The sequence below is a fragment of the Flavobacterium sp. LPB0248 genome (assembly GCF_013388355.1).
Taxonomy (GTDB): Bacteria; Bacteroidota; Bacteroidia; order Flavobacteriales; family Flavobacteriaceae; genus Flavobacterium.
Window position 1 is genome coordinate 549,742 of the sequence record NZ_CP058246.1, and the last position, 12,867, is coordinate 562,608.

11 protein-coding genes are annotated in these 12,867 nt (G+C 34.6%); 3 read left to right on the forward strand and 8 right to left on the reverse strand.

Translation table 11 applies throughout. The features are described from left to right. Nucleotides 1-18: 18 nt before the first annotated feature. The 4 genes from LPB248_RS02075 to glyA all read right to left on the reverse strand — a co-directional run bounded on the left by LPB248_RS02075 (nt 19) and on the right by glyA (nt 3,816). Nucleotides 19-516, reverse strand: coding sequence for a GNAT family N-acetyltransferase (locus LPB248_RS02075; protein ID WP_177209953.1), 498 nt, complete (start codon nt 514-516; stop codon nt 19-21). A gap of 20 nt (nt 517-536) precedes the next feature. Continuing rightward, entirely contained in the window at nt 537-1,577 is a 1,041-nt protein-coding gene (locus tag LPB248_RS02080) for a GMP reductase (protein ID WP_177209954.1), read from the reverse strand. Between the two features lie 239 nt (nt 1,578-1,816). Beyond that, nucleotides 1,817-2,410, reverse strand: a complete 594-nt coding sequence (locus LPB248_RS02085; protein ID WP_057122755.1) for a tRNA-(ms[2]io[6]A)-hydroxylase — start codon at nt 2,408-2,410, stop codon at nt 1,817-1,819. A 131-nt stretch (nt 2,411-2,541) separates the two neighbouring features. Next, nucleotides 2,542-3,816 carry a serine hydroxymethyltransferase gene (glyA, locus tag LPB248_RS02090; RefSeq protein ID WP_177209955.1) on the reverse strand — a complete coding sequence of 425 codons (1,275 nt, stop codon included), beginning with the start codon at nt 3,814-3,816 and terminating at the stop codon, nt 2,542-2,544. Nucleotides 3,817-3,925: 109 nt separating this feature from the next. On the opposite strand from glyA, the gene fahA reads away from it, so the two are divergent. Next, nucleotides 3,926-5,209 (forward strand): fumarylacetoacetase, encoded by a 1,284-nt coding sequence (gene fahA, locus LPB248_RS02095; protein ID WP_177209956.1) that lies wholly within the window; start codon nt 3,926-3,928, stop codon nt 5,207-5,209. A 107-nt stretch (nt 5,210-5,316) separates the two neighbouring features. Here fahA and LPB248_RS02100 read toward each other — a convergent pair whose 3' ends face one another. Then, complete coding sequence (locus LPB248_RS02100; RefSeq protein ID WP_177209957.1) at nt 5,317-6,501, reverse strand: endonuclease/exonuclease/phosphatase family protein; 1,185 nt, start codon at nt 6,499-6,501, stop codon at nt 5,317-5,319. 214 nt (nt 6,502-6,715) lie between these two features. Beyond that, the gene (locus LPB248_RS02105; RefSeq protein ID WP_177209958.1) at nt 6,716-7,756 is read right to left on the reverse strand and encodes an agmatine/peptidylarginine deiminase; all 1,041 of its coding nucleotides are present in this window, start codon (nt 7,754-7,756) and stop codon (nt 6,716-6,718) included. A gap of 184 nt (nt 7,757-7,940) precedes the next feature. Between LPB248_RS02105 and LPB248_RS02110 the strand changes: the two genes are divergently transcribed. Further along, a complete protein-coding gene (locus tag LPB248_RS02110) occupies nt 7,941-9,461 on the forward strand; it encodes a choice-of-anchor I family protein (RefSeq protein ID WP_177209959.1) in 1,521 nt (506 codons plus the stop codon). Nucleotides 9,462-9,662: 201 nt separating this feature from the next. Beyond that, a complete protein-coding gene (locus LPB248_RS02115; protein ID WP_177209960.1) occupies nt 9,663-10,922 on the forward strand; it encodes an OmpA family protein in 1,260 nt (419 codons plus the stop codon). Nucleotides 10,923-11,226: 304 nt separating this feature from the next. On the opposite strand, the gene LPB248_RS02120 is transcribed toward LPB248_RS02115, so the two are convergent. Beyond that, nucleotides 11,227-12,117 (reverse strand): carbon-nitrogen hydrolase, encoded by an 891-nt coding sequence (locus LPB248_RS02120; RefSeq protein WP_177209961.1) that lies wholly within the window; start codon nt 12,115-12,117, stop codon nt 11,227-11,229. A gap of 182 nt (nt 12,118-12,299) precedes the next feature. Beyond that, a complete protein-coding gene (locus LPB248_RS02125) occupies nt 12,300-12,710 on the reverse strand; it encodes a hypothetical protein (protein WP_177209962.1) in 411 nt (136 codons plus the stop codon). Nucleotides 12,711-12,867: the final 157 nt, after the last annotated feature.

Genomic DNA, 12,867 nt, shown 5'->3' on the forward strand with positions numbered 1-12,867 from the left:
TCGTTAATTATAAAATGGCTATAAACCTTTCCCCATCACATAATCTTCCATCAAATATCCATTTCCAATTTCTATATCAACGGTTTCTTTAATTTCGAAACCTATTTTTTTATAAAAATCTAATGCTGTATTAAATCGGTTTACATTCAATGACAATTGTTTTGAATTGTTTTCTAAAGCCAGTTTTTCTATAAAATCAAATACTTTTTTTCCATAACCTTTTCCTTGTGTTTCTGGTAACAAGTAGATTTTATGAATTTTCGTAATGGCTTCATTTTTATAATGATGCTCAATTCCGATAAAACCAATTGTAGATTCAGAATCTAAAATAAGATAGAATAATTGTTCTTTATTCTCAATTTGTTTTGCCAAAGCCTCATCAGAATAAAATAAACCTAACATATAATCTAATTGCGATTTAGATAAAATTTCACCGTAAGTAATTGGCCAAGTAATGTTTGTAATTTTCTGAATTGTAGAGATATCACCTAACCCTGCTTCTGAAATGCTAATCATAATGTATTTTGAAATATATTTTATTTAGTAAAAACTTGATTTTCCTGTTCGCTTACGCGGATGAAAGTCGTTCGTTTAGTCAATTCTTTTAATCTTGAAGCTCCAACATAAGTGCATGTGCTTCTTATTCCGCCTAATATATCTAAAACAGTATGAATGACGTCACCCTTATACGGAACTTGAACTGTTTTCCCTTCGCTTGCTCTGTATTCTGCAACACCGCCTGAATGTTTGTCCATTGCTGTTTTTGAACTCATTCCGTAAAATTGTTTGAATTTTTCTCCTTTGACTTCTATTAGTTCACCGCCGCTTTCTGTGTGTCCTGCGAGCATTCCTCCCAACATTACAAAGTCGGCTCCTGCACCAAAAGCTTTAGCAACATCGCCCGGAGTTGAACAACCGCCATCACTAATAATATGCCCACCTAAACCGTGCGCTGCATCAGCACATTCGATAATGGCCGATAACTGCGGATAACCAACGCCTGTTTTAACACGAGTTGTACAAACAGAACCTGGCCCAATTCCGACTTTTACAATGTCTGCTCCAGCTAAAAGCAACTCTTCAGTCATTTCTCCTGTCACCACATTTCCAGCGATAATTATTTTGTCTGGATATTGTTTACGGGTTTTCTTTAAAAACTGAACAAAATGTTCTGAATAGCCGTTTGCAACATCAATACAAATAAATTTCAATGACGGATTTGCAGTAATTATTGCTCCTATTTTTTCAAAATCTTCTTTTCCTGTTCCAGTGCTTACGGCAATATAATCGTAGAAATCTGGAGTTGCATTTTTTAGAAAGTTATTCCACTCTTCTAAAGTGTAGTGTTTATGAATGGCTGTAAAAAGTTTTTCTTGTGTCAAAACCTTTGCTATTTCAAAAGTTCCCACAGTATCCATATTGGCAGCCATAATCGGAATACCTGTCCAATTTGCAGTACTATGCAAAAACTTAAAGTTTTGTTCTAAGGAAACTTCAGATCTACTTTTCAGGGTTGATCTTTTAGGTCTAAACATTACGTCTTTAAAACCTAATTTTAGGTCCATTTCTATTCTCATAGTTCGAGATTTTGGTTACTCTCAAATGTAAGGAATTTTAGATTGTAGACTTTAGATTTTAGATTAACAAAAACTCGAACTTTTGAACAATTATAATATCTATTCGCTTTCGCGAAAGCGGTGATCAAAAGTAATTTTTGAATATTTGATAGACTTTGCGCGGGCTTCGACTCCGCTCAGCCTGACAAACTGAAAACTGCGACTGTGACTGAAAACTTAAAAAACTGAACACTAAAAAACTACCCGTGAATCGTTTCTCCTTTTCCGTAATTCGTAATAATTGATTCTTCGAATGCCAACCATTCTCTCCAACGCTTTTCAACATCGATTCCGGTTCCGTATTTACGTGCGTACGTGATAAAAGTAGTGTAATGCCCTGCTTCGCTCTCCATTAATTCTCTGTAGAAAAGTGCCAATTCTTCATCTTTAATATTTTCAGAAAGCACTTTAAAACGTTCACAGCTTCTAGCTTCAATCATGGCTGAAAATAATAATCGTTCTACAAGTCCAGAAACACGGCTTCCGTCTCCGCTTCTTTTCATGTATTGGTATAGTTCGTTTACGTAATCATCTTTGCGCTCACGTCCTAGTTTTAATCCGCGTTTAATGATGATATTATGAACCTGTTCAAAATGATCGATTTCTTCTTTGGCTAAAGCCAATAAATCTTTTACTAAATCTTGATGTTCAGAATTGTTTGTGATAATTGTAATCGCATTTGTTGCCGCTTTTTGCTCGCACCAAGCGTGATCTGTTAAGATTTCTTCAATGTTTTTCTCAACAATATTTACCCATCTTGGGTCAGTTGGCAATTGTAATCTTAATACGCCCATAGTTTTTTGTTTATTTTGTTTCAGGTTTCAGGTTTCAGGTTCTTTTAGGAACGAAAAAAGTTTAAAGTTTCAAACTGTTTTTCGGACAGCATAAAACTTTAAACTTGAAACTTGAAACTTGAAACTATTTCTTAATATGCAAAAATCGGTTTTTCGCTCATCATATCATTTACTTGTTCAGCAACTTCTTCGATAACATCTTCATCCGTATGATTAGATAAAACTTTATCAATAAGCTCAACAATAGTTTCCATATCTTTTTCAACTAAACCACGAGTTGTGATTGCAGCTGTTCCAACACGAATTCCAGACGTGATAAATGGTGATTTATCGTCAAAAGGAACCATGTTTTTATTTACTGTAATTTCAGCTTTTACTAATGCATTTTCAGCTTCTTTACCAGAAATACCTTTGTTTCTTAAATCAATAAGCATCATGTGGTTATCTGTTCCGCCAGAGATAATGTTGTAACCTCTTTTTACGAAAGCATCAGCCATTGCATTTGCATTCTTTTTTAATTGCATTGCATAAGTAAAGAAATCATCTTTTAATGCTTCACCAAAAGCAACTGCTTTAGCAGCGATAATATGCATTAAAGGTCCACCTTGGTTTCCAGGGAAAACAGCTAAGTCTAATAATGAAGACATCATTCTGATTTCTCCTTTTGGAGTTGTTAATCCTTGTGGATTTGGGAAATCTTTACCCATTAAAATCAAACCTCCACGTGGTCCTCTCAATGTTTTGTGAGTTGTTGTAGAAACAATGTGGCAATGAGGAATTGGATCGTTCATTAATCCTTTTGCAATAAGACCAGCTGGGTGAGAAATATCAGCAAACAAGATTGCTCCTACGCTGTCAGCAATTTGTCTGAAACGAGCAAAATCCATATCACGAGAATAAGCCGAAGCTCCAGCGATAATTAATTTTGGCTGTTCTTTAGTTGCAATTTCTTGAATTTTATCATAATCTAAACGACCAGTTTCAGCATCTACACCGTAGAATACCGGACGGTATAAACGTCCAGAGAAATTTACAGGAGAACCGTGAGTTAAGTGACCTCCATGAGATAAATCGAAACCTAAAATAGTATCACCTGGATTTAAACAAGCATGATAAACAGATGTATTTGCCTGAGAACCTGAGTGAGGCTGTACGTTTGCATATTCAGCTCCAAATAATTCTTTAGCTCTGTCAATTGCAATCTGCTCAATAACGTCCACTACTTCGCAACCGCCGTAGTATCTTTTGCCAGGATAACCCTCAGCATATTTATTAGTTAAAACAGACCCTGCTGCTGCCATTACTTCATCACTTACAAAATTCTCAGAAGCAATAAGCTCTAGTCCGTGAATTTGTCTTTCTTTCTCCTCTTGGATAAGATCAAAAATTTGTTCGTCGCGTTGCATTTTTTTGTTTTTCGTTAATTTCACGCAAAAATACAAAAAAACGTTTGTCAAACAGCTAGATTATGATATATTTGACATGTAATTTTTCAACAAACAATTAACATTAAACATGCCAATAACCGCCAACGATACCAATAGAAAATCATGGTTAGAAGTGCCACAAAATAGCGACTTCCCTATTCAGAATATTCCTTTCGGTGTATTTCTTACCAAAGAAAATGTCGTTACTGTAGGAACAAGAATTGGCGATTATGCCATAGATTTAGGAGCTTTACAGCAATTAAACTATTTTGAAGGAATAGAATTAACCGATGATATGTTTATGCAGGATACGCTAAATGATTTTATTTCTGATGGAAAAAAAACATGGCGCCTGGTGCGAAATCGCATTGCTGAGATTTTCGACGAAACTAATCCTCAATTAAGAGATACAACAAAACATCGCGATATTGTTATATTTAAAATCGAAGACGTAGAAATGCAATTACCAGTTTTAATTGGTGATTATACGGACTTTTATTCAAGCAGAGAACATGCTACAAACGTAGGAAAAATGTTCCGTGATCCAGATAATGCTTTATTGCCAAACTGGCTACACATTCCGGTTGGATATCACGGAAGAAGCTCTACAATTGTTCCTTCTGGAATTCCAGTTCACAGACCAATGGGACAAACTTTACCCGCTGGACATGACACACCAGTTTTTGGAGCATCTCGTTTAGTTGATTTTGAATTAGAAACTGCTTTTATTACTACAGATGTAAATGTAATGGGCGAAAATATATCAACTTATGAAGCTGAAGATTATATTTTCGGAATGGTTTTACTAAATGACTGGAGTGCGCGCGATATGCAAAAATGGGAATATGTGCCTCTTGGGCCATTCCTAGCAAAAAACTTTGCCACTTCAATTTCACCTTGGATTGTGACTATGGATGCTTTGGAACCTTTTAGAACTAAGGGACCAAAACAAGATCCGTCTCCGCTTCCGTATTTGCAGACAAAAGGAAAAAAAGCTTTTGATATTCATTTAGAAGTTTCTTTACAACCAGAAAATCAAGAAGAAACGATAATTTCAAAATCTAACTTCAAGTATATGTACTGGTCTATGGCTCAGCAATTAACGCATCATACTTCAAATGGATGTCGCGTGAATTCTGGAGATATGATGGGTTCTGGAACTATTTCTGGTCCAACTCCTGATAGTTTTGGTTCTATGCTAGAATTAACTTGGGGAGGAAAAAATCCGCTTAAACTAAGTGACGGAAGTGAACGTAAATTTATTGAAGATAATGATACTGTTATTATTCGCGGTTTCTGTGAAAACAACGAAGTGAGAATTGGATTTGGAGAAGTTTCAAGCCAGCTTTTACCTCCATTTACGAGACAATGAAGAGCAGAGCAATCTGAAGAGATATAGAAAAACAAAAAAACCTTGGCGATGCCAAGGTTTTTTTTATGCTTTATATTTAATCTAGAAAAAGTTGAAAAAAAAGCTATTTATTCTAAGACCACTTTTACCCAAACCAAACGATGATCTGAACTTGATTCTCGTTTTTCTACCAATTCTGACATTGGCTCACCTTTTGCAGGCCAGAATACACCGCTATTAACAACCTTGAAACCAAGTCTGGATGGCAATACATAATCAGCTCGCATTCTCCAAAAGGCTGTATGATTAACTCCAAAAGGATTTTTAGGACTAAATTCAGCACCACCTTTACTAGCAGGTGTAAAGTCGCTATTAATTTTCGGACTTTCTATTAAGGATTTTATACCTTCTCTCATAGCATCTCCTTCAACTGGCGAGGCGTTTTGATCACCCATGATGATAAATCGAGAATCTCGAGGCAAACCTCCTTTTACTCCTTTATCATCATAAATATACGAAGCAGAATTGTCTGAAATATAATCTCTCCAGAATCGGATTTCATCATGATTTCTTTTTCCATTTCGATCTTCATCTCCATCAAAAGTAGGAGGAGTTGGATGACTGACTAAAACGTGAACTGTTTTATTCCCAATTTCTACAGGAACATCCCAGTGAGATTTTGAAGATAATGGAAATTCCTTCCATGCTTTCTTACTGTACCAATCCGATCCATCTGCTTTTTTGGTAATCAATGCTCCTGGCATGTCTTTCCATTTAAAATGCTGGAAAGTACGAACCGCCTTAACATCAATAGGATATTTAGATAAAAGCATCATCCCGTATTGTCCAGGATACATGCCAAATGCCCATGCATCGTTTCCAAAATTATCCAACTTTCCATCATTGTTCAAATCGTAAGGACTTGGCTGACCTGTATTCACTGTCGAATAATAGTAATAAGGGTAATCAATAGCGGTTGCTCCACCTTGGCTCACATTCAAATAATTTTTTATAAACGCCTTTACACCAAGTTCAGGGTCTTTAATATAATCAAATTCGTTTAGCAAAATAACGTCTGGTCTAACGGTCTGAATAATCTGGGCAATATTTCTGATTTGAGTATTATGCCCTGAATTAAGCTGATAAATCAGTATCTGCTCCGATTTTCCCATTGCACCTTTGGGAGAATAATTATCAGATTCCATACTTACATTGTAGGTGGCAAATGTAAGTTCATTTTTGTCTTGTGAATCAGACTGCGAAAAAAGAACTCCGGAAGAAAGCACGGAAAGGATAAAAAATATTTTCTTCATATAAAATTAAATCTGCATTTCTGCATTATTGAACATACGAATATAAGAAGGATGTGTGGACACACGGCAAATCTGTCTGTTAAATATACAACAAAAAAAAGCTGCCCCTTTTGGTGACAGCTTAAATTATATAAGAAAGTCTCTGTATATCTGATAATTTTATCACAGATTAAAAATATCAAAACGATTATTTTATAATCTGTGGCTACTATTTTTATGCAGGAATCTGCTGACTTAAACAATGTAAAGTTCCGAATCCCCAGATAAAATCGATGCAGCTAATACCGATTACTTCACGATCTGGAAAACATTCTGCTAATATGTTTAAAGCTACTCGATCGTTGCTGTCGTTGAATGTTGGTACTAAAACGCAATTATTCAAGATTAAGAAATTAGCATAACTTGCCGGCAATCTTAAATCTTCAAAATCAACACGTTTTGGCATTGGCAATGCTACAATAACTGGCGATTTTCCGTTTTCTAATTTAGCATTCTGCAAACGTTTCAAATTGTCCTGTAAAGGTTTGTAATTTGAATCGTTTTTATCTGTTTCTACAATTGTTACAATCGTATCTTCGTTTACAAATCGGCATAAATCGTCGATATGTCCATGCGTATCATCTCCTTCTATTCCGTCTCCTAACCAAATTACATTCGTAACTCCAAGATATTCTTTAAAAACAGCTTCGTAATCTTCTTTTGTAAAACCAGGATTTCTTACTTGAATTGTAGGATGCATCAAGCATTCCTCAGAAGTTAATAAAGTTCCTTTTCCATTTACATCAATCGCTCCACCTTCGACAATTACTGGTTTTCCTTTGTACATTACTTGAGTCAAAGGAACATCAATACAATCGGCAACTTTACCTGGAACAAATTTATCTAATTGGTAGTTTTTATATTTTGCCCATCCATTAAAGTTGAAGTTTAACGCTTCTCTTTTTGAACCATTTTTTACAATAATTGGTCCTGAATCGCGCATCCAGCTTCTGTTTGTTTTATGAACAATATAAGAAACGTTTTCAGTATTAACGCGAGCTCTTTCAAGCATATCAGCAACTTTCTCTTTCAGTTTTTCATCGGCTACAACCAAAAAAACAGTTTCAAAAGTGGCTACTTTTTTAATAAATTCTACAAAAGCCCACTGAACGGCTTCATATTTTCCTGGCCAATCGTTACCATTGTGCGGAAAACACAATACAATTCCTTGTTGCTTTTCCCATTCTGCTGGAAATCTTCTATTATTTGTTGACATAAATAGGTTCTAATTTAGAAAGTGCAAAGATAAGCATTCGTTAGGATTATAAAACATTTGGTTGAAATTCCTCTGTAATTTCACAAAACTTATCCTGCAAAATTTAAGTTAAAGATTAAATAATACACACTTAATATTTAACAGAGAGCTCAGAATTACTTTTGCCAAAACTAAAAACTAACACATGAAAAATTTATCTCTCTCATTATTAGCTGCTCTTTTTTTATTGGCAAGCTGTAACAATGATGAAAATTCAAACACCGAACCAGAAGTTGTTGTAAACGAAAATCCAAGAACTTTTAAAGAAATTGGTTCTATTACAATTGGCGGAGAAGCTGCTGCTGAAATTTCTGCTTACTGCGAAAAAACGAAAAGACTTTTTACAGTAAACAATAGCGGTGTTAATCAAATTGACGTTATCGATATTAGTGATCCAACAAAACCACTTAAAATCGGAAAAATTGATTTAGTTGCCTACGAAGGCGCAGCAAATAGCGTTTCTGTTTTTGACGGAAAACTTGCTGTAGCTTTAGAATCTACAGTAAACAAACAAGGAAACGGTAAAGTAGTTATTTTTAACACTTCAGATTACAGCTTAATCAAACAAGTAACAGTTGGTGCTTTGCCAGACATGATTACTTTTTCACCAGACGGAAAATATATCATGACTGCTAATGAAGGCGAACCAAATACAGATTACACACAAGATCCAAACGGAACTGTTTCTATTATTGAAACGAGCACTTATAATGTAACAACTTTAGACTTCGCTTCATTTGCTGGTCAGGCTTCGGCACTGGTAAAAGATGGCTTCAGAATTTCAAAATTTGCTAAAACTAGTTTTGCTCAAGATATCGAACCTGAATATATTACAATTTCAGACGATTCTAAAACGGCTTGGGTAACTTTACAAGAAAATAATGGTGTTGCAAAAGTTGATTTAACTTCTAAAACCATTACAGCGATTTATCCCTTAGGTTTAAAAGATTACAATACTGCTGAAAATGCAATTGACGTAAGCGATAGCGACAATAAAATTGCTTTTAATCCTTGGAAAGTAAAAGGATTGTATATGCCAGATGCAATCAGTCATTATACTGTAAATAATGTTCCTTATTTTGTAACCGCTAACGAAGGTGATGCAAGAGAATACACTGCCTACACTGATGTGAAGCGTATGAAAAGCATGACGCTTGACGCAACAGCTTTCCCTGATGCAGCTACTTTAAAATTAGATGCTAATATGGGAAGATTAAACCTTATTGCTGACATGGGAGATACTGACGGAGATGGAGATTTAGATCAAATGGTAAGTTTTGGAGGAAGATCTTTTTCTATCTGGAACGGAAATACAGGAAAAATTGTTTTTGACAGCAAAAATGATGTTGACAAAAAGACTAACGAAATTGGCACATATGATGACAAAAGAAGTGATGATAAAGGTTCTGAACCAGAAGCTGTAGTTGTGGCTAAAATGGGAAATCAAAATATTCTGTTTGTAGGACTTGAAAGATCTGATGCTTTTATGGTTTATGATGCTACAAACCCAACTTCTCCTCAGTATTTACAAACGGTAAAAACAGGAGATGCTCCAGAGGGTATTCTTTTTATTCCGGCTTCAAAAAGTCCGACAAAAAGAAGCTTATTGGTAGTAAGCAGCGAAGGAGATGGATCTGTTAAAATTTATCAGCCTGATTTAAAATAATAACTCTTTTTTAAGGATAGCAAAAGGACAAAATGTGAATTTTGTCCTTTTTTATGCATTCTATTGTACTTATTTTAACGGATTTACACAATTAAAAGCCAAAATATGGGAATTATGTAAGGGTATATACAACACTTTCTAGAATTCGACCTCTAATTTTGTTTCAGAGTTTAAAATAAAAACAATTTAATTTTTGATATCATGAAAAAGAAATTAGTATCAGTATCCTTATTATTACTATCATTTGCTGCAGGTGCTCAAAATATGGCTACTACTTCTACAAAACCAAATGTAGATCAAGAATACAACAAATGGTCGATCGAGCTTAATGGTGGGGTCAACAAACCAACCAGAACAATGACTCCAGGTTATACTACAGAATCGTTAAACTTTTTCCACGGAGATTTGGGCGTAAGATATATGTTCAGTCCAAAGTTTGGGGTAAAATTAGATGTGGGTTACGATCAATTCAAAGAGAAAAAAAACACTCCAGATTTTGACAGCCGCTACGTTAGAGCAAGTTTACAAGGGGTTATCAATGTTGGACGTGCTTTAAATTTCGAAACTTGGACAAACACAATCGGTCTTTTGGCACATGGTGGTTTTGGGGTTTCTCAAATCAGTACTGAAACAGGATTTGGCGGACAAGATTACATGGCTCACGGAATTGCTGGTTTAACAGGACAAATTAGATTAAGCGACCGAGTAGCGTTGACAGGTGATCTTACCGGAATTGTTAACGGAAGACAAAACTGGAACTTTGACGGAATGGGAAATACTACCACAGGTTCTTTTGATGGCGTTTTATTAAATGCTTCTGTAGGTTTAACTTTCTACCTAGGTAAAAACCAAAAACATGCTGACTGGGTTGGTGAAGAAGATAGAATCAGCGAATTGGAACAAAGAGTTGACTTAATCGAAACTGGTCTTATTGATTCAGACAAAGATGGAGTTGCTGATTTATACGATTTAGAACCAAACAGTATTGCAGGAGTTGCTGTTAACACAAAAGGACAATCTATTGATACCAATCAAAATGGCGTTCCAGATGAGTTAGAAAGCTACTTAGACAAAACTTACGAGAAAAAAGGTGCTGGAACAGCTACAAACAATACAGTTGAAGAATTAATCAACGGTGGTTATGTAAATGTTTACTTCGATTTCAATTCGTCTAAACCAACAAATGCTTCATTATCTGGTGTTGATTTCTTAGTGAAATACTTGAAAAACAATCCTGGAAAATCTGCCGACATTATTGGTTATGCTGATGAAATTGGAAGCTCAAGCTACAACACTGAATTATCTAGAAAACGAGCTGAAGCTGTGAAAAAAGTAGCAGTAAATGCTGGAATCGATGCTTCTAGACTGAATGTAATTGCTAATGGAGAAGATACTTCTGTTAACAAAAATTCTAAAGAAGCACGTCAAATCGTGAGACGAGTTACTTTCCAAGTGAAGTAATCTATATATAAAGCTAAAAGCAGAAAAGGAGCTATTTCGTATTGAAATAGCTCCTTTTTTTATTATATTGTATACTTATTTAAAGCTTCGGAGAAGCTAAATATTTATAGCACTACAAACAAGACAAAATAAAAAGCTCCAGCGGAGCGACATCTATTAAATTCTAAAAGAACATGTCGCTCCGCTGGAGCTTTACATTGTAAACATTTATTCTTTGCTATAAATATTTAGCTTCTCCGAAGCTTACAAAAAAAAAGGACAAAATGTATATTTTGTCCTTTTTATATATTTTAGATAAATCAAATTATTTATCAATTGCTCTTTTTGTAATGTCTCCAAAAGCATCAATTCTTCTATCTCTAAAGAATGGCCAGTTTTGACGAACATTTTCTTGTAAATCTAAATCAACCTCAGCAATTAAAATTTCCTCTTTATCATGAGAAGCTTGAGCTAAAATTTCTCCTTGCGGTCCTGCAATAAATGAAGCTCCCCAAAACTGAATTCCTTCTGTTCCTTCAAGGTATTTTTCAAGACCAATTCGGTTTGCTGCTGCAACGAAAACACCATTTGCTACTGCATGACCTTTCATTACATTCATCCAAGCACCATATTGATTCTCTCCGTATTGTTCTTTTTCTTTTGGATGCCATCCAATTGCTGTCGGATAGAATAAAACTTCTGCTCCTTTAAGCGCTGTAATACGAGCTGCTTCTGGATACCATTGATCCCAGCAGATTAAAGTTCCAATAGTTCCTTTTTTAGTTTCGATTGCCTGGAAACCTAAATCACCTGGAGTGAAATAGAATTTTTCATAGAAATGAGGATCATCTGGAATGTGCATCTTACGATATAAACCAGCCTCTGTTCCATCAGTATCAATGATGTAAGCACTATTATGATAGATTCCTGCCATTCTTTTCTCGAAGAAAGGAACAATAATTACTACTCCTAATTCTTTTGCCAATTCGCTGAATGCAATAAATGAAGTACTGTAAAGTGGTTCTGCTAATGCAAAATTATCTACATCTTCACTTTGACAAAAATAATGACTGCTATATAATTCAGGCAATAAGATAACTTCTGCACCTTGACTTGCAGCGTCTCTTACCCAGCTGATACATTTTTTAAGATTATTTTCGGCAACATCATTCAGATTTAACTGAATCACTGATATTTTATACTTTCTTTTCGGCATGACATAAAATTTAGAGTGCAAAAATAATACTTTTTAAAGGAATGTCAAAGCAGATAACTTTTATATAACAACTAATAAATCAGTGCCAATTCCTTAAAATCAAAAAACCATTTCACGTCCGTTTAAAATAAAACTTCCGTAAAATGGCTTTCAACCTAAAAAAATATCAACTTAACAAGTTGTTATTCGATCACTACTTTTTGAGTAAGGAATTCAGTTTCTGATTTCTTGAATTTAATTTCGAAAGTTCCTTTTGTTGCAGATTTAAATTTATAAACTGTTTTTTTAGGATCTGGAATTTGCTGTGTACAAACATCTGAAGCATATTTTGCCACAACTTGCAATCCTTTGTCTGTACCAATCGTTGTTTCGCTAATTTTATCAAATTCTCCACAAGCATTATCTACAATAAAAGTCACGTCATAACTTAATTCTTCATTTACTTTTCCAGTTTCTGGTCCTTTAATTTCGGTTACAAATGCTGTTTTTGTTTTAACTGTCGATTCTACTTTATCATCGTCGCTACTGCAAGAAACAAATCCAATTGATAAAAATAATACTACTAAAGCTGTTTTTAATCTAAAACTTTTCATATAAAATAATAATTAATTGTTAATTACTATGAAGACGCACCTTGGTTGCAAAGGTTGCTTATAAAAAATGTTAAAAAGTTGCGATGTATCATTAAAGAACTAAAAATCAGTAATTTATTTTATAAAAAAATATTTAAAAATTACTGTTATTTCCTAT

Coding starts and splice junctions, on each gene's coding strand:
- LPB248_RS02075 (WP_177209953.1), bottom strand. CDS start 516: ATGATTAGCATTTCAGAAGCAGGGTTAGGTGATATCTCTACAATTCAG.
- LPB248_RS02080 (WP_177209954.1), bottom strand. CDS start 1,577: ATGAGAATAGAAATGGACCTAAAATTAGGTTTTAAAGACGTAATGTTT.
- LPB248_RS02085 (WP_057122755.1), bottom strand. CDS start 2,410: ATGGGCGTATTAAGATTACAATTGCCAACTGACCCAAGATGGGTAAAT.
- glyA (WP_177209955.1), bottom strand. CDS start 3,816: ATGCAACGCGACGAACAAATTTTTGATCTTATCCAAGAGGAGAAAGAA.
- fahA (WP_177209956.1), top strand. CDS start 3,926: ATGCCAATAACCGCCAACGATACCAATAGAAAATCATGGTTAGAAGTG.
- LPB248_RS02100 (WP_177209957.1), bottom strand. CDS start 6,501: ATGAAGAAAATATTTTTTATCCTTTCCGTGCTTTCTTCCGGAGTTCTT.
- LPB248_RS02105 (WP_177209958.1), bottom strand. CDS start 7,756: ATGTCAACAAATAATAGAAGATTTCCAGCAGAATGGGAAAAGCAACAA.
- LPB248_RS02110 (WP_177209959.1), top strand. CDS start 7,941: ATGAAAAATTTATCTCTCTCATTATTAGCTGCTCTTTTTTTATTGGCA.
- LPB248_RS02115 (WP_177209960.1), top strand. CDS start 9,663: ATGAAAAAGAAATTAGTATCAGTATCCTTATTATTACTATCATTTGCT.
- LPB248_RS02120 (WP_177209961.1), bottom strand. CDS start 12,117: ATGCCGAAAAGAAAGTATAAAATATCAGTGATTCAGTTAAATCTGAAT.
- LPB248_RS02125 (WP_177209962.1), bottom strand. CDS start 12,710: ATGAAAAGTTTTAGATTAAAAACAGCTTTAGTAGTATTATTTTTATCA.